The organism is Psychroflexus salis (assembly GCF_014640175.1).
GTDB classification, from domain to species: Bacteria; Bacteroidota; Bacteroidia; order Flavobacteriales; family Flavobacteriaceae; genus Psychroflexus; species Psychroflexus salis.
Genome location: NZ_BMGL01000009.1, coordinates 19,617 through 36,847 on the forward strand (window position 1 = coordinate 19,617; position 17,231 = coordinate 36,847).

At 32.7% G+C, this 17,231-nt stretch carries 13 protein-coding genes; 10 read left to right on the forward strand and 3 right to left on the reverse strand.

The features are described from left to right. Positions 1 to 18: 18 nt before the first annotated feature. From IEV63_RS08425 to IEV63_RS08460, 8 genes are all read left to right on the forward strand, one after another. Positions 19 to 4,353 carry a CusA/CzcA family heavy metal efflux RND transporter gene (locus IEV63_RS08425; protein WP_188406362.1) on the forward strand — a complete coding sequence of 1,445 codons (4,335 nt, stop codon included), beginning with the start codon at positions 19 to 21 and terminating at the stop codon, positions 4,351 to 4,353. 4 nt (positions 4,354 to 4,357) lie between these two features. Next, positions 4,358 to 5,518, forward strand: a complete 1,161-nt coding sequence (locus IEV63_RS08430) for an efflux RND transporter periplasmic adaptor subunit (protein WP_188406363.1) — start codon at positions 4,358 to 4,360, stop codon at positions 5,516 to 5,518. 18 nt (positions 5,519 to 5,536) lie between these two features. Beyond that, positions 5,537 to 6,214: a response regulator transcription factor gene (locus IEV63_RS08435; RefSeq protein ID WP_188406364.1), complete on the forward strand. Its 678-nt coding sequence runs from the start codon at positions 5,537 to 5,539 to the stop codon at positions 6,212 to 6,214. Then, positions 6,211 to 7,578: a sensor histidine kinase gene (locus tag IEV63_RS08440; RefSeq protein WP_188406365.1), complete on the forward strand. Its 1,368-nt coding sequence runs from the start codon at positions 6,211 to 6,213 to the stop codon at positions 7,576 to 7,578. The genes IEV63_RS08435 and IEV63_RS08440 overlap by 4 nt, the downstream gene beginning before the upstream one ends. 84 nt (positions 7,579 to 7,662) lie before the next feature. After that, on the forward strand, positions 7,663 to 8,091 hold the full coding sequence (locus tag IEV63_RS08445; RefSeq protein WP_188406366.1) for a thioredoxin family protein: 429 nt from the start codon (positions 7,663 to 7,665) through the stop codon (positions 8,089 to 8,091). A gap of 76 nt (positions 8,092 to 8,167) precedes the next feature. Next, positions 8,168 to 9,064, forward strand: a complete 897-nt coding sequence (locus IEV63_RS08450; protein ID WP_373283728.1) for an FAD:protein FMN transferase — start codon at positions 8,168 to 8,170, stop codon at positions 9,062 to 9,064. Continuing rightward, positions 9,061 to 9,273 (forward strand): DUF4266 domain-containing protein, encoded by a 213-nt coding sequence (locus IEV63_RS08455; protein WP_188406368.1) that lies wholly within the window; start codon positions 9,061 to 9,063, stop codon positions 9,271 to 9,273. Before IEV63_RS08450 ends, IEV63_RS08455 begins: the two co-directional genes overlap by 4 nt. An 11-nt stretch (positions 9,274 to 9,284) precedes the next feature. Beyond that, positions 9,285 to 10,616, forward strand: coding sequence for a DUF3570 domain-containing protein (locus tag IEV63_RS08460; RefSeq protein WP_188406369.1), 1,332 nt, complete (start codon positions 9,285 to 9,287; stop codon positions 10,614 to 10,616). A 9-nt stretch (positions 10,617 to 10,625) separates the two neighbouring features. Here the strand turns inward: IEV63_RS08460 and IEV63_RS08465 are convergent, their stop codons facing one another. Genes IEV63_RS08465 through IEV63_RS08475 form a run of 3 tightly spaced genes read right to left on the reverse strand, consistent with a single transcriptional unit; the run spans position 10,626 to position 14,447 of the window. After that, positions 10,626 to 11,969: a hypothetical protein gene (locus IEV63_RS08465; RefSeq protein WP_188406370.1), complete on the reverse strand. Its 1,344-nt coding sequence runs from the start codon at positions 11,967 to 11,969 to the stop codon at positions 10,626 to 10,628. Between the two features lie 57 nt (positions 11,970 to 12,026). After that, on the reverse strand, positions 12,027 to 13,064 hold the full coding sequence (cydB, locus tag IEV63_RS08470; RefSeq protein WP_188406371.1) for a cytochrome d ubiquinol oxidase subunit II: 1,038 nt from the start codon (positions 13,062 to 13,064) through the stop codon (positions 12,027 to 12,029). Between the two features lie 6 nt (positions 13,065 to 13,070). Continuing rightward, positions 13,071 to 14,447, reverse strand: coding sequence for a cytochrome ubiquinol oxidase subunit I (locus IEV63_RS08475; RefSeq protein WP_188406372.1), 1,377 nt, complete (start codon positions 14,445 to 14,447; stop codon positions 13,071 to 13,073). A gap of 451 nt (positions 14,448 to 14,898) precedes the next feature. Here IEV63_RS08475 and IEV63_RS08480 point away from each other — a divergent pair, with 451 nt between their 5' ends. Both IEV63_RS08480 and IEV63_RS08485 read left to right on the forward strand, forming a co-directional pair. Beyond that, positions 14,899 to 16,029 carry a hypothetical protein gene (locus tag IEV63_RS08480; protein ID WP_188406373.1) on the forward strand — a complete coding sequence of 377 codons (1,131 nt, stop codon included), beginning with the start codon at positions 14,899 to 14,901 and terminating at the stop codon, positions 16,027 to 16,029. Between the two features lie 68 nt (positions 16,030 to 16,097). Continuing rightward, a complete protein-coding gene (locus IEV63_RS08485) occupies positions 16,098 to 17,231 on the forward strand; it encodes an imelysin family protein (RefSeq protein WP_188406374.1) in 1,134 nt (377 codons plus the stop codon).

The window sequence follows — 17,231 nt, forward strand, 5'->3', positions numbered from 1 at the left end:
AATCAAATTCATTTTTAAATGCTTTCAAAAATTATTGAATTTAGCTTAAAATCTAAGTTCTTCATCATTTTATTTATTACAGGAATTGTAGGTTTTGGCATCTACAGTTTAAGCCAAATTAGCATTGGTGCCGTACCCGACATTACCAACAACCAAGTACAAGTAATTACAACATCCCGCAACCTTTCTACTGCAGATGTAGAGCAATTTTTAACCTATCCTATTGAACTAGAAATGGCTAATTTACCGGGTGTAAAAGAAATTCGTTCTACATCAAAATTTGGTCTTTCTGTGGTTACTATTGTGTTTGAAGATGAAATGGGAACCTATTTACCACGACAACTCATTTCAGAAAAAATTAAAGCAGCTGCAGAACATATTCCAAGCGAGTTTGGCAGCCCTAAAATGGGGCCAATTACAACAGGTCTTGGCGAAATTTACCAATACACGCTTGAAGTAGAAGAAGATTACAAAGAAAAATACGATGCTACAGAATTGCGAAGCATTCAAGATTGGGTGGTTAAACGCCAGTTGGCAGGAATAAAAGGTGTGGTAGAAATAAACACTTGGGGCGGTTATTTAAAAGAATATGAAGTTGCTTTTGCTAGCGAAGAATTGCAAGCTAAAAATATTTCAATTACTGAAATTTTAGAAGCCCTAGAGAACAACAATTCCGTTGCTGGTGGAAGCTATATCGAAAAAAATGAACAAGCCTACTTTATTCGTGGAGAAGCTTTGCTGAAAGATATAGAAGATATTGAAAATATTGTTGTCGAAAATCGAAATGGTCAACCCATTTTAATTCGTGATGTGGCAAATGTTGGCTTTGGGCATGCCAGAAGATTTGGAGCCATAACTGGAAATGGCGAAGGCGAAAAAGTCTTGGGGCAAATTATGATGCTGAAAGATGCCAACTCCAACCAAGTAATTAATGATGTAAAACAACGCTTAAGAGAGATTGAAAATACACTTCCAGAAGGTGTTTACATCAATGGATTTTTAGATCGAAGTGAACTGATTAGCAGAACAACTTCTACCGTTGTAGAGAATTTACTTCTCGGTTTTTTGGTGGTAACTTTTATTGTTATTCTATTAATCGGCGATTACCGTTCTGGATTAATTATTTCTTCCGTTATACCACTGAGTTTTCTAATTGCCATTAGCTTAATGTACATTTTTAATATCGATGCCAATTTAATGAGTTTAGGTGCCTTAGATTTTGGAATCATTATCGATGGCGCAGTTATAATAGTTGAATTTGTTGCCTTTAAAATGCTGATGAAATCCAAACAATTTAAAGCTTCAACAGCTAAAGACTTACAACAATTGAAAGATAAAGTAACCTTTACAGGAGCAAGTAAAATGATGAACTCTGCCATTTTTGGACAATTGATTATTTTAATAGTATTCATTCCTATTTTATCCTTAACCGGTGTTGAAGGCAAAATGTTTAAACCCATGGCATTAACTTTCAGTTTCGCATTAATCGGCGCTGTTATTTTATGTTTTACCTGGATTCCTGTAGCGAGCAGTTGGTTTTTGAAACCCGAAAAATTAAAAGAAAAAAATCTTTCATCTAAAATCATCGATCAAATTAATCGCCTCTATAACCCTAGTATTAAATGGGCGTTGGAAAATACTAAACTGGTTTTAGTTTCGGCAATAATTTTAGTATTTGTTGGGGTTTTTACGTTCATCAAAATGGGAAGTGAATTTGTACCGACCTTAGATGAAGGCGATTTTGTAATTCAGCCCATATTAAAAACAGGGAAATCGCTAGAAGGCACAATAGAACGAACTACACAGATTGAAAAAATTTTATTAGAAGAATTTCCTGAAGTTGTACAGGTGGTTTCTAGAATTGGTGCAGCCGAAATCCCAACCGACCCTATGTCTATGCAAGATTCTGATGTTATTATTCGCCTTAAGCCCAAAAGCGAATGGACATCTGCAGATACTAAAGAAGAATTGGCCGAATTGATAAAGGATAAATTAAGCATTATTCCTAATATGGAAATCGAATTTACCCAGCCTATCGAAATGCGTTTTAATGAGTTAATAACTGGTGTTCGCTCCGATGTGGCTATTAAAATTTTTGGTGAAGATTTAGATATACTAGCCAAAAAAGGAAATGAAGTACGAGAGTTGGTAGAAAATATAAAAGGTGTTGGCGATATTTCGGTTGAAAAAATTGTGGGTTTACCACAGATGTCGGTTAAATATAACCGAAGTAAAATCGCTAGATACGGTTTGCAAATTAAAGGCATTAACGATGTAATTTCTGCTGGATTTGCTGGTAAAAAAGCTGGTGTAATATTTGAAGGTGAGAAACGTTACGATTTGGTTGTTCGGCTAAAAGAAAACCAACGGAAAGATATTACCAACTTGCAAAATTTAATGATTAACACGCCTAACCATGGGCAAATCCCATTGAACGAAGTTGCCGAAGTTACATACGATAAAGGTCCAGCTAAAATTTCGAGAGACGAAACCCGAAGAAGAATTGTAGTAGGTATTAACGTTCGAAATCGCGACTTAAAATCGGTTGTAGACGATGCTAAAAAAACCATTTCTAAAAATTTAAATCTACCTACAGGCTACAGCATTACCTACGGCGGCCAATTTGAAAACTTAGAAAGTGCAACAAAACGTTTGCAAATTGCTGTACCTATTGCTTTAATTTTGATATTTATTATGCTTTATTTTGCTTTAAAAACCATTAAAGATGCACTGCTTATTTTTACTGCTATTCCATTTTCTGCAGTAGGTGGTATTTTCTTGTTGTGGCTTCGCGATATGCCATTTAGCATTTCTGCAGGTGTTGGTTTTATAGCACTATTTGGTATAGCGGTGCTCAACGGAATTATACTTGTAGAATATTTTAAAGATTTACAAGAAAATGGCGAAAACTTAACGCATCATAACATTATAAAAGCTACCAAAAATCGTCTCCGGGCAGTTTTACTAACCGCAAGTTCCACCGCACTAGGATTTTTACCCATGGCTATTTCTACTGGAGCTGGAGCTGAAGTACAACGCCCTTTAGCAACTGTAGTTATTGGCGGATTAGTAACTTCTACCCTACTTACATTAATCGTATTACCAGTGCTGTACTCCATTTTTGAAGGAAAAAACAAAGCTATGAAACACTCAAAACCTAAAACCAATATCGTGTTGCTGATCTTATTTGGCTTTGGAAGTGTAATTTCCACTCAAGCACAAAATAAAGAACTAGACAGTTTAAAAAACTTAATGCTAAGCAACAACAAAGGTTTGCAAGCTTCGAGTAAGAATATTGAACAAAGTAAAATGGCAGAAGGTGAAGCTTTTCAGTTTCAAAAGTTTCAAGTTTATCAAAATTATGATGAAGCGGAATGGGATCCAATAGCTAATCGACCTTTATACCAATGGGGAGGAATTCAGAATTTCGACTTCCCTACCGTATATGGCAAGCGTCTACAACGAAATAAATCGATAACTGAAGTAAAAGGCAGTGAAAATGAATTGGCAATTCAACGACAAATGCAAAATTTAGAAATACTTTATCATCAACAAATGGTCTTGTTTTCTAAAATGGAAATTTATAAAGACTTAAACCAAATTTACGCTGACTTTTATAGAATGGCTTCGCGGCGTTTTGAAGAAGGAGAATCTACTTACTTAGAAAAAATAACAGCTCAAGCTAAACAATCCCAGATTGAAAATCAGTTACAATTGCTCGATGCGGAGCTAAAAAACAACCAACTCCAATTGCAAAACTTGGTACAGACTGACGATGAAATTCGCTTACAAATCAAAAAAACAAAACGCTTAAACCTACAAATGAATAATTTAGAAAATCATCCAAATTTAGCATTAAAAGAAGCCGAAGTACAATTGGCAGAAAAAGAATTGAGTTTGGCCAAGAACGAATTGCTACCTGGTATTTCAGCTAGTTATTTTGTTAGAAGTAATTCTTCTATAGAAAGAAACTTTAATGGCTATCAAATTGGATTAAATCTCCCGTTATTGTTTTTTGGCGACCGGGCAAAAATTAAAGCACAGAAAATTAAAACTGAAGTAATTCAATTTGAAAAAGAACAAATTCAGCTCGACATAAGCAATCGTCAGGATCAATTACTCAATCGCATTACTGCGCAAACCGAAAGCTTAAATCGATTTGAAGAAACCCAATTAAAGGTAGCTGAAGAAATTTTAAAAACAGCAGAGAGCAGCTTCAAAAATGGAGAAATCAACTTCTTTCAGTATGCGCAAAGTGTGGACAATGCTTTGCAAATTAAATTAGAGTACCTCAACTTACTCGCCAATTACAACCAACAAATCATTCAATTTAATTACCTACTTTTAAACTAAGACCATGAAAAATATAAACATATACAGTAGTTTACTTTGTTTTTTGCTCTTTATAAATTGTGCAGAACAAACAACAACAGAAAAAAATGAAGAAAAAGAAGAACACCATACACATGAAGATGAAGTAATCATCACCAAAACACAATTTAATAATGGAGATTTTGAAATAGGAGAAGCAGAAAACAAAACATTTGCAGAAACATTTCGTGTAACCGGCATGATTGATGTTCCTCCAAAAAATCGCGCTTTAGTAAGTTCCTTTTTTAGTGGATTTGTAAGCAAAACCAGTTTATTGGTTGGAGATGAAGTACAAAAAGGAGATTTATTGCTTCAACTAAAAAACCCAGATTTTATTGAGCTTCAACAAAATTATGCTGCAAATGCTAGTAAATTGGAATATCTTAACTCAGAATTTCAGCGCAAGCAAAATTTACGGGCCGATCAAGTTATTTCAGAAAAAGCATTTCAAAAAGCCAAAAGCGATTACTTACAAATGCAAGCCAAAGTATTAGGATTAAAGAAAACTTTGCAATTAATGAATGTAAATACCAAATCGGTTTTAGCGGGAAATTACAGTGATGAAATCAGTATATATTCTCCCATTAGCGGGAAAATTGCCAAGATAAATGTTGCTCAAGGAATGTTTTTGGACAATTCAACTTTAATTATGGAGATTTTAGATACTGACCATGTTCATTTGGAGTTAGATGTGTTTGAAAAAGACATTTTAAAAGTAAAAAAAGGAGATAGTTTGAAATTCAAAATTCCTGAAATTTCAGACCAAAAATATGCCGCATATGTACAACTTATTGGTGCTGAAGTTAACGAAAACAGAAGTGTTCGCATACATGCACATCCAATAAACGAAGATGAAAAATTTGCGGTTGGCATGTTTGTAGAAGCCTATTTTGTAAGTAATGCTAAACAAGAAATAGCTCTACCATCAACAGCATTTGTAGAGCATGAAAACAAATTGCATGTGCTTCAACTTAAAGAAGAAACCGCTGATGCTTTGCATTTTAAACTTATAGAAGTAGAAAACCTTACAGAGCAAAATAATTTTAAGCCTTTGCGAAGCGATAATTCTTTTTCGAAGAAAACTCGATTTTTAACCCAAGGCGCCTTTGATGTAGTTGAAGGCGAAGGTGGTGGGCATGACCATTAATTATTCAAAATTTATAAGATGAATACTTCAAACTTTAAGCTATTAATTGCGGAAGATGAATACGAAATAGCCACGTTTTTAAAAAAAGGTATACAAGAAGAAGGTTACCAAGTTAAGTTAGTCACCAATGGTGAAGAAGCAATAAATTACATAGAAAAAAATCATGTAGATTTAGTTATACTAGATTGGATGATGCCTAAGGTGAGCGGAATACAAACCTGTAAAACCTTAAGAACAAAGGATTTTAAAGGACCAATTATTTTTTTAACAGCGAAAGACAAAGTTGAAGATACGATTACAGGTTTAAAATCAGGAGCAAACGACTATTTAAAAAAACCATTTCATTTTTCTGAATTATTAGCACGCATTGAAATTCAAATAAAAACATTTTACAAAATTGGTGAGCTCCTAGAATTGGACTTTTTAAAAGTAGATACTTCTAGGCATATTGTTTATAGCCAAGAAGAAATAATAAACTTAACCGAAAAAGAATATCAAATGCTTGTCTATTTAATTAGAAATAAAGGGCAAGTTTGTAGTCGCCAAAAAATCATTGAAGATGTCTGGGACATTCATTTTGAATACGATACTAGTGTCTTAGACGTACACATGAATGCTTTACGCAAAAAACTTAATTTAAAAAGAGACCAACTGATAAAAACTATCCGTGGAGCAGGTTTTAAAGCAGAAGAATGAATTTATCCATAAAAAATAGAATTGCTTTTATTTCTACTATTTTGGTAGCCTTGTTATCGTTTACTATATTTATAAGCATATATCAAAGTTTAAAAATTTCATCTTTCAGTGAAATTGATGAAAAACTAGAATTTGAAGCCAACAAACACTTCAACGAATTAATTTTTGAAAAAGACAGCGTTTATTTTGCTTATCCAGAAGAACTTTTAGAAAGAGAACATTTAGAAATTGAAGTATATCCTATTTATATAGAACTTGTTAACACCAATGGAAAACTACTAGTAAAGTCAGAAAATCTAAAAAATGAGCGCATTGTTAATGAAACTTTTTCAACTAAAAAAATAATTTTTAACAGCCAAGTTTTAGAAGAACCCCTTCGTCAAATTCAACTTAATCTAATAAAAAACAATCAACATTACGGACACCTAGGTATTGCTGTTTCAACAGAAGATACGCTTTCCGTTTTACAAAATCTAAAGCAAAACCTAATTGCTATCTATCCTTTTTTATTGTTTATTACCTTTTTTGCTTCAAGATATATTTCTAAAATTACTATACAACCACTCACAAAAATTGCCGATACTGTTGAGATTATATCAGCCAGTAACTTAAATTTGAGAGTAAAGGAAATAAATGGAAAAGACGAATTAAGCGTACTGTCTAAAAGTATAAATAGTTTTCTAGACCGAATTCATACTTCTATTGAAAAGGAAAAAGAATTTACAGCCAATGCTTCGCATCAATTAAGGACACCACTTACTGCAATTAAAGGCAATTTAGAAGTATTGCTTAGAAAAAAAAGAACAGTAGTAGAATATAAAGAAAGCATTGAAGAAACAATAGATAGGATAAATAGACTAAATCTTGCGTTAGATAATTTGTTAATGTTAGCTAGGTTAGATGAAGATGCCAAACAACTTAAAAAAACAAAAATTAACGTAATTGATATATTCAATTCGAAAATCAAATTATTTAAAGCACAAATTAAAGAAAAGGAATTGCGTATAATTCTAGATGAAAAACTAACTAGTCCAATACTAGAGACCAATGTTTATTTTCTGAAAATTATTTTAGAAAACCTAATGTCCAATGCCATTAAATATTCTGAAATTAAGCATCCAATTAAAATCACTTTAGAAGAGCAAAGTAATTTTATAAAAATATCTATTTCAAATAAAGGTGGTAATTTAAAAGAAGAAGATGTGAATTCTATTTTTGAAATTTTTCACAGACCAAAAGACACTACCGAGAAAGGCCATGGAATTGGTTTGGCTTTAGCAAAAAAAGCAGCCAATTTATTAGGTTATCAAATTAAAGTTAAGCTAAATAACCAAACAACTTTTGTACTTTATATTCCTAACTAAGCTAAACTTAAGATTGGCTTAAGATGCCAATAAACAAACAATCCACTGATTATTTTGACGTTAATTTGTTAAACAAAATACGTCATGAAAACAATACTTTTTTTATTAATAGTTAATTTGAGTATTCCCTCTTTTGCTCAAAATTGGCAACTAGATTTAGAGCAAGCTAAGCTGGAAGCAAAAAAACATCAAAAACAAATTTTGCTGGTTTTTTCTGGTTCAGATTGGTGTGGACCTTGCATTAAACTTGACCAAGAAATTTGGCAAACAGCAGTGTTTAAAAAACATGCAGAAGCCAATTTAATTTTGGTAAAAGCAGATTTTCCAAAAAGGAAAGGCAATAAATTATCTGAAAATCAAGCTATAAAAAACACAAAACTTGCTGAAAAATATAATCCTAAGGGTCATTTCCCTTTGGTTATATTACTTAACGACAAAGGTGAAGAATTAAATAAGTTAGGCTACAAAAATCTTACTCCAGAACAATACATATTGGCTATTCATGAAAAATAATGTCATTTTATTTTGTTTGATGCTAGGTTGTTTTTCAATTCACAGTCAATCTACCTATAAGAGAAATTTCAACTCAATGGGATGCAATTTTGACATCACCATAACAGCAAACTCTCAAAAAGAAGCAAACACAAAGATTGATTTAGCTATAGAAGAGATTGAACGTATTGAGCATTTAATCTCGTCTTGGAAACCCACTTCTCAAACTTCTAAAATTAATCGAAATGCAGGCATCAAACCTGTAGTTGTAGACCATGAGCTTTTTCAACTCATTAAACGCTCTATTGCTTTATCTGAAATTACTGATGGTGCTTTTGATATAAGTTTTGCTGCTACCAACAAAATATGGAAATTCAATGGTAAAGAAATGGAAATGCCTAGTAAAGTAGAAATAGCGGAATTTATAAAAGCAATTGGATACAAGGATATTATTTTAAATAATGAAGAAAGTTCTGTTTTTCTTTCCAAAAAAGGAATGAAGATAGGATTTGGTGCCATAGGTAAAGGTTATGCAGCTGATAAAGCTAAGCATTTATTACAACAGCATGGAGTTTTAGCTGGTATTATTAATGCTTCTGGAGATATGAATAGTTGGGGTTTACAACCATCGTCAATTCCTTGGAAAGTAGCTATTGTAAATCCTTTAGATGTTTCAAAAAACTTTGGCCTATTTGAGCTTAAAAACAGTGCTGTTGTAACTTCTGGTAACTATGAAAAATATCTAACGATTGAAGGTAAAAGATATGCACATATTATCGATCCCAGAACAGGCATGCCTACAAAAGGTATTTTAAGTGTTACTGTATTTGCTCCAAAAGCTGAAATGGCAGATGCATTAGCAACAGCCGTATTTGTATTAGGCGATGAATTAGGCATAAGCTTAATAAATCAACTTCCAAAAGTAGAAGCCATTATTGTAAAAGATGATGGCAATTTAAAAACTTCGAATAACATAAACGTTTCAACAAAATGATCAAATCAATTTCTAAACTTTTAATTATCAGTCTTTTTTTTACCTCTTGTGTAGCGGTTAAAGAATATGAGAAGGTCAATATTAATGACCCTGACATGAAGCTTTCCGAACGTGATTTAGACAAGTATAAATCAACTTTCCAATCTTATCGGGAAGCAGCGGCTGGAGCTAATGGTGGCAAAACAGGTGGTGGTTGCGGTTGTAATTAATTATATACAAAATGAAGAACTATAATTTAATAATTGTATTTTCTATTTTAAGCTTTTTATCTGTAAAAGCACAAAATAAAGAAACGAACTACAAAAAAAAGGTTCTCGATCAAACCGAAATGAAGCTCTTGAGCAGCTACTATTCGCAAGATGGTGAAAATGCTTCAGTAAGTGGTGGTATTGGTAGCGAAGAACTTACCGATATTGCTTCTACTATTGTAGTAGCTATTCCATTGAATGATGACGATATTTTAACCATAGATGGAAGTATTTCTGCATATACATCTGCTTCATCAAGTAATATTAATCCGTTTGATGGCAATCAACCAGCTGATCCATTTGTTGCATCTTCGGGTGCATCAAGGCAAGACGTATGGAGTAATGTAGTAGTTTCGTATACGCATTCATCAGACGATAGAAATTTTAATTGGACAGGAAATGTTTCTTTTGCCAATGAATATGACTATACTTCTATCGGTTTTGGTGGGAGTGTTTCAAAGCTATTTAACCAAAAAAATACAGAAATAGGCCTAAAAGCTAATGTATTTCTAGACCAATGGTCACCACAATATCCAATAGAATTGAGAAATGGATTAGGAAAGAATTTACTTCCTAAAGATGATGGTGGTAAATTTAATTTATCAAATTATATCATAGAAGGCAATCAAGAATACAATATTTCTTTTACCAATTTCGATAATTTAAATCGAAACTCTTACAGTTTAGGAATCAGTTTTTCACAAATTCTTTCTAAAAAAGTACAAACTTTGTTTTTAGCAGATTTTATTTTTCAAGATGGTTTATTGTCTACCCCTCATCAACGAATTTACTTTGGAGATATAGAAGATAGCTTTATCGAAAACTTTCAATTAGCAAACGACATAGAACGTTTACCAGACACCCGAACAAAAATTGCCATAGGGAATAGAACTAATTTTTACATCAATGAAAATCTAGTTATTCGAAGTTTTTATCGCTTTTACACAGACGATTGGGGCATTAATTCGCATACGGCTAAAATAGAAACGCCAATTAAAATAGGTGATTTTTTTACAATCTATCCCATGTACCGGTTCTATACTCAAAACAAGGCGGATGATTTTTACTTATATAATCAAGCTCTATCAACAGCAAAATATTATACTTCCGATTACGATTTAGCGTCATACGATGCCCATCAGTATGGTCTTGGTTTCAAATATTACGACCCTTTAGGCAAATTCAATTTAAGTTATTTAAAATTAAAAAGTATCGAATTAGAATTCAATGCATACGAAAGAAGCCAATTTAATTATACCGCAAATATATTTTCACTCGGATTTAATTTTACGTTAGAAAAATAAATATCACTTTCAAAAATATAATTTCGTAATAAAGTTTAACTGAGCAAAATTGCTGCGGTTAAAGACAAAATCAACTGCATTGGAGTTGAAGTTTTCTTTAATAATAAATAAAGCATCAAATTCTAAACCCTTTAAAAAATCTATTTGGTAAGTTAATTTAGTATTTAACTGCCAAAATTCGTCGATGTTGTATTTATTAAAACGAAAATCGTTTTGTTTAGGCCCATACATTTGAATGAATTGAAAATTCAAGTTAATAGCTGGTTTAATAAAAAGATAGTTTCCTGTAAACAAAATTGCGTGTGTATCGCCCAGACCTTCCATTCTTGCTCTAGCTATAGAAGTATAAAACCAATCTCTACCTAACTCTTTTGGGAATAACATTCTACCAGAAGCAAATGCATACGAATATGCTGCTGAAAATCGCAATTGATTTGAATACGCATACTTTAATTTTGAACTTAGTACCTGAGCATTTTCGTTTGGTTGAATATACCTGTTTTGATATGGAATATGCTCATCTTGTAGTGGGATTTGGTAAGCATACTGCAAACCTGAGCTCCACTTTCCTAATTCATATTGTATTTCGGCGAAAGAAATTCCAATTACTTGATCTATATAAAACTGATAAAAATCGAATTGAATTTGCTTTTTTGAAAAACTATAATTAAAAATTCCAGCGCCATTACTTCTAATATAGTTTGCATAGGCTGCAACTTCGCCATTAGGCTGTATACCTTGAGGAAACAAACCAATAGCTTCAGAAAAATTGTACCAATTAGCGGTAGAGCGCACCAATGTATGTGTTAGCCAAGCAAATTCAAATTTATGTTTGTTGTTATGCTTGTAAACTGTACACAAACCCCGATAAGCAAAAGGTCGCATTCGCCCATCACTTTGATTAAAAAACGGAGTGTGTTTACTATAAAAATTTCCGACTTTAGCGTTAAGCTTTTCATTTTTAAACTGTAAGTAAAATTCATCTAGCGTTAAAATAGAAAAGTCATTTCGATCTAGCACATTGTATAACTCATATTCCCATTTAGCTGACTTTTGGGTTAATTGATCTATTTTATTTAAGTCAAAATCATCTAAACGAGTTATGTATCTGCTTCCCAAATGAAAACTAAAACTATTGTAAATAGGCGAATTATAATTTAACAGCAAGGAAGTTGCATTGGTTTGATAATCTTCTAAACCAGATGCTAAGTTTTGCGTATGCATATAAAAATTACGCAACTCGCCGGCAACACCAATTTCTGTGGAAGATTTAGATTGCTCAACATCTTCTTGAGCTATAGCAAAACAAGTAGAAATGAGTCCAAATAAAATGAAATGCAGGAGTTTTTTCATGTTAGCAAAGTTGCTAGAAAAAAGAAAAAACTTTGGTTACTTATGTTACGTAAAAACTTAATAGCCTTCGGAATCTGTTTTTACTTTACCCCAAAATGTTTTATAAACAAAATAGCTATATAACAACACCAAAGGACCACCGATTGCCACAAAACCCATCATAATTTTTAATGTTTTAATGGATGCTGCTGCATTGTAAATCGTAATACTATTTTCTATACTTGGGTTAGACAACAACAATCTCGGATACAATTCAAATGCAACAACTACGAGTAGCAAGGCAATGGTAATGCTGGTAAAGATAAAGGCCCAGCCATATTTTTTTTTACTAACTAACCTGGGAACGTTAGCAATACTTAAAAAAACTAAAAAAGGAACAACAAATAATATTTTATTTTCTTCAAAAACCACTAATAAATGGTCTAAAAATAAAAATCCATAACCCGTAGTAATAATATATGCTACAATAAAAAACACCATGCCTTTTTTTAAGAATCCTTGAATACGGTCGAATAATTTGCCTTCTGTTTTAAGCAGTAAATAGATTGCACCATGCATCATAAAAAGGGCTAAACTAGTAAGCCCAACTAAAATTGAAAACGGATTTAAAAATTCAAAAAAACCTCGGCCTGTGTATTCATAATTTGCATCCAAAGGCATTCCATTTAAAATATTTCCTAATACTACTCCCAACAGAAAAGCCAACATGATGCTAGATATAGAATAACTCCAATCCCACATAGTTCTCCACCAAGGCATATGTTCCATATTTCTGAATTTAATAGAAATACCTCTGAAAATAATAAAAAGTAAAAACAAAATAAACGGCGTATACATGGCAGAAAACAAGGTTCCGTAGAATACAGGAAAACCGGCAAACAAGGTTCCACCACCAATTACTAACCAAACTTCGTTTCCGTGCCAAGTAGGATCGATAGCTTTTAAAGCCGTCTCTCTACTGGTGTTTTGTTTAAAAAGCATATGCCAAGCTCCAGCTCCAAAATCGAATCCATCTAAAATGGCATATCCCGAAAAAAGAGCTCCAACTACTAAGAACCACCATGTTGGATAATCTATTCCTAATAAAGTTTCCATATATTGTTATTTTGCTATTTCTTTAGCTATTGCTTCATTTAAGCTACCATTGTCAAAATCTATATCACTATCTGGACCACTTTTAATTTTCTTATTCATTAAATAAATAAACAATAAAAACAAAATTAGATAAACCACAAAGAACAAGATTAGCGAAAACAAAACCTGATTAGCTTGAACACTTTTTGATAAAGCATCCGATGTTCTTAACAAACCATACACTACCCAAGGCTGCCTACCCATTTCGGCAGCAAACCAACCAAACTGATTAGCTAATTGTGGCAGCAAGGCAGTAAATACGAATGTCCATAGTAACCATTTTTTTTCAAATAACTTGCCTCGTTTCCATTGCCATAATGCAAATAAGCTTAACGCAATTAAAAACATACCAATGGCTACCATTAAATGATAAAATTGAAAAACTGCATTTACTTGCGATGGTTGATCTTCTTCAGGAAAAGCATCTAAACCAGTTACTGGAGTTTCAAAATCCTGATGTAACATAAATGAAAGTCCGCCGGGTAGTTTTAAACCAGTAACAGATTTATCTTCTTTATTAACCCAACCTAGTACATACAAATCTGCTGGAGCTGATTTTTCAAAATGACCTTCCATAGCAGCTAATTTTGCTGGCTGATTAACTGCAACTCCTTCGGCAGAGCTATGACCTGTAAATAATTGAGCTAAAGAAGCAACTGCTGCAAACACTAAAGTTATTTTAAATGCTTTTTTAGATAAGAATACAAAGCGTCCCTTTAAAATATAATACGCATGAACACTTAAAATTAAAAAAGTTCCAGCTAAAAAAGCACCGAGCCAAACATGCGTTAATCGGTCTACAGAAGATGGGTTAAAAACCATGGCCCAAAAGTCTACAATTTCAGCTCTAGCTTGCATGCCTTCTCCAACAATATGATAACCCGCAGGAGTTTGTTGCCAAGAATTGGCTACAACAATCCAAACCGCAGAAAACATTGAACCTAGAAAAACAGCCCAAGTGGCGACCAAATGCACCCAAGGTTTTACTCGATTCCATCCGAACAATAAAATACCCAACGCACTACTTTCTAGAGCAAATGCAAAAATGCCTTCGGCAGCAAGTGCGCTTCCAAAAATATCGCCAACATAACGAGAATAAGTTGCCCAATTGGTTCCAAACTCAAATTCCATTACAATACCAGTAACTACACCAATACCAAAAGTAATGGCAAAAATTTTAGTCCAAAATTTAGCAAGTACTTCGTATTCTTTTTGTTTAGTACGCAAAAACATACTTTCAAAAACAACCATAATTAGACCAATTCCAATACTTAATGGCGGATAGATATAATGAAAAGCAACAGTGAAGGCAAATTGGATACGAGAGAGAATTTCTACATCCATATTTTTTTTTTACAAATCTAATTAAAGCAACAGGAAGAATTCCGCAACCTATGTTACATAAACTATAATTTAAGTATTAACCTGGTTACTTAAAGTTTTAAAACAGCTAAGAATTATTCTAAAAATCATTTCGAAAGAGCCGAAATAAGCATATCTGTGTACTTCTTCAACTTAAGGAATCGAATTAGTATTAAACAAGTGAATTATTTTGTTTGTTTAAGTTTTGCAAATATTTCAAATAGCCAAATTGAAGGCTAAATAATTTTATTCTTTTAATTTGCTGAATTTCAGTAACTAATCATAAAAATAATCTGATTTTTAAATTCATTAGATTAAGTGCAAAGATTTATGATTCAATAAATCTTAAAATTTTATTTATATTTAATCCAGATAAGCTTTGTTATTTAGAATCATTCCATATATTTGTCCAAGAAAAACAAAAAAATATAAAATGAAGATTTTAAAACACTCTCAATTAGCTATTCTCACAGGTATATTTGCTTTAAGTTTATGGTCATGCTCAGACGACGATGATAATGGACTACAAGGATTAACTGTTCCTGATAACTATGTTTCTGTAGATTATGCTACAAATGCTGCTACGGAAGATATGGTAATTGATGAACTTGGAAGTTTAACTGCTGATGTTAATGATGCTGAAGCTTCTGCACCCAACGCGGGTATTTCATCTATTGATTATCCTTCAACTTTAGCTTCTATTACAGAATCTAACTATAAAACACTTGTTGAAGGATGGCTACCAGAATTGGTAAATGCTGCTAATTCTAGCGAAGCTTTTGTAAATCCTGGTTTAGGTAACACTCCAGATGGTACTAGTGAAGGTGGTTTGTTAGGCACAAGACTTTTAGACGAATATGGACTTGAACTTGAGCAAATGGTAGAAAAAGGTTCTTTTGGTGCTGCGCTTTACAATCACGCCATTACAGTAGTAAATAATATAAAATCAGGAGAAGAAGGCTTCAATAATAGTGATGCAATCGATAGACTGGTCGAGATACACGGCACGGAGCCAAGTTTTGATATAACTGAAGTAACGGCAGCTGCTAAATATTCTAAAAGACGTTCTGATTTAGCTGCACAAACAGGTTTCTTTTTTGATATTAAAAACAACCTAATTACAGCTAAAGCTGCTATGGATGCGGGTAACAACTTTAATGTAGAAAGAGATAATGCTTTAGATGAATATTTATTGAACTGGGAAAAATCTAACTTTGCAACGGTTATTTTTTACTGTAAATCTACTGTAGATCAATTAAACGGTGCTTTTCAATTAGCCGATGGTGAACAAAGAGAAATTGCTTTAGGTAATGCAATGCATGCTTATGGTGAAGGAGTTGCTTTTGCTCATGGTTTCAAAAGAATGCCCATAAAACAAATTACAGATGCTCAAATAGATTTCATTTTAAGTGAATTAAAAGCTGAAGAAGGACAAAACCCTGAAAGTTACCAATTTTTGAATGATACAAGTCTTTTACAAAATTTGGAAGACTTAATAGGTTACATTCAAAATATTTACAACTTTAGCGATGCAGAAGTTGAAAGTTTTTATGTTAACAACTAAAAAAAATAGCATTTAATTAAGCGGACTTTGCTAATTTGTGCAAGTCCGCTATTTAAAATATAAAGACTATGAAAATTAAGAATTTCTATTATCTACTTACTGTTTTACTAATGGCTTTTGGTATAGTGGCTTGTTCTTCTGATGATTCTGACGGAGAAAATAACATAACCAACAATTTTGACAGAAACAAAATGTTAACCAATTGGGCAGACAATTTAATTATTCCATCCTATCAAAATTTTGCTAGTAAAACAAATTCACTACAAACGGCAAACACTACCTTTGTTAACGAGACTAACTTAGAAAACCTGACAAATTTAAGAGCTGCTTGGCAAGATGCTTACATTGCATGGCAAAAAGTAGAAATGTATGATATTGGACCTGCAAGAGATGTGGTTTTACGGTCGTTTGTAAACACCTACCCCACAAACGCCGAAAACGTAAATTTGCTTATTGAAAGCCAAAATTACAACCTAGCTGACCCTAACTTAAATGACGAACAAGGTTTTCCTGCATTAGATTATCTACTTTTCGGAATTGCAGAGAGCGATACAGAATTAGTTGAATTATACGATAACGATGCAAATGGAGATAAATACCGCCAATATTTAACCGATGTAGTTACTAGGATAAATAGCCTTGGTGCTCAGGTTTTAGATGATTGGCAAAATGCATATCGAGATGTGTTTGTTCAAAATTCAGGTTCTTCTGCAAATAGTTCTACCAACAGGATGGCCAACGTTTTTATGGAATATTACGAAGTTCGGTTTAGAAATGGAAAAATAGGTTTTCCAGCCGGTGTGTATTCGGGTGGCGACCCACAACCAAATCGAGTTGAAGCTTTTTATAATAAAGAATTATCTAAGTCGCTTGCCCTAGAAGCTTTAGAAGCACATAAAAATTTCTTTAATGGAAATGAATTTAATGAAAACACTTCTGCTGAAAGTTTCGCAAATTATCTCGACTTTTTAGATGTAATAAAAAATGGAGATAGCTTAAGCTCTTTAATTAATAATCAATACGAAGAATCCATTACTAGTATTAATGCACTAGATAATAGTTTTTATAATCAAATAAACACTAACAATAACGGAATGTTAGAAGTTTTTGAAAGTCTACAAGACAATGTAGTTTTTCTAAAATCTGATATGTTTTCTGCTTTGAGTATTGCGTTAGAATTTGATAGTGGAGATGGTGATTAA

Bases quoted from the DNA above. Each gene is read 5' to 3' on its own strand.
- IEV63_RS08425 (WP_188406362.1), top strand. From the start codon at position 19: ATGCTTTCAAAAATTATTGAATTTAGCTTAAAATCTAAGTTCTTCATC.
- IEV63_RS08430 (WP_188406363.1), top strand. From the start codon at position 4,358: ATGAAAAATATAAACATATACAGTAGTTTACTTTGTTTTTTGCTCTTT.
- IEV63_RS08435 (WP_188406364.1), top strand. From the start codon at position 5,537: ATGAATACTTCAAACTTTAAGCTATTAATTGCGGAAGATGAATACGAA.
- IEV63_RS08440 (WP_188406365.1), top strand. From the start codon at position 6,211: ATGAATTTATCCATAAAAAATAGAATTGCTTTTATTTCTACTATTTTG.
- IEV63_RS08445 (WP_188406366.1), top strand. From the start codon at position 7,663: ATGAAAACAATACTTTTTTTATTAATAGTTAATTTGAGTATTCCCTCT.
- IEV63_RS08450 (WP_373283728.1), top strand. From the start codon at position 8,168: ATGGGATGCAATTTTGACATCACCATAACAGCAAACTCTCAAAAAGAA.
- IEV63_RS08455 (WP_188406368.1), top strand. From the start codon at position 9,061: ATGATCAAATCAATTTCTAAACTTTTAATTATCAGTCTTTTTTTTACC.
- IEV63_RS08460 (WP_188406369.1), top strand. From the start codon at position 9,285: ATGAAGAACTATAATTTAATAATTGTATTTTCTATTTTAAGCTTTTTA.
- IEV63_RS08465 (WP_188406370.1), bottom strand. From the start codon at position 11,969: ATGAAAAAACTCCTGCATTTCATTTTATTTGGACTCATTTCTACTTGT.
- cydB (WP_188406371.1), bottom strand. From the start codon at position 13,064: ATGGAAACTTTATTAGGAATAGATTATCCAACATGGTGGTTCTTAGTA.
- IEV63_RS08475 (WP_188406372.1), bottom strand. From the start codon at position 14,447: ATGGATGTAGAAATTCTCTCTCGTATCCAATTTGCCTTCACTGTTGCT.
- IEV63_RS08480 (WP_188406373.1), top strand. From the start codon at position 14,899: ATGAAGATTTTAAAACACTCTCAATTAGCTATTCTCACAGGTATATTT.
- IEV63_RS08485 (WP_188406374.1), top strand. From the start codon at position 16,098: ATGAAAATTAAGAATTTCTATTATCTACTTACTGTTTTACTAATGGCT.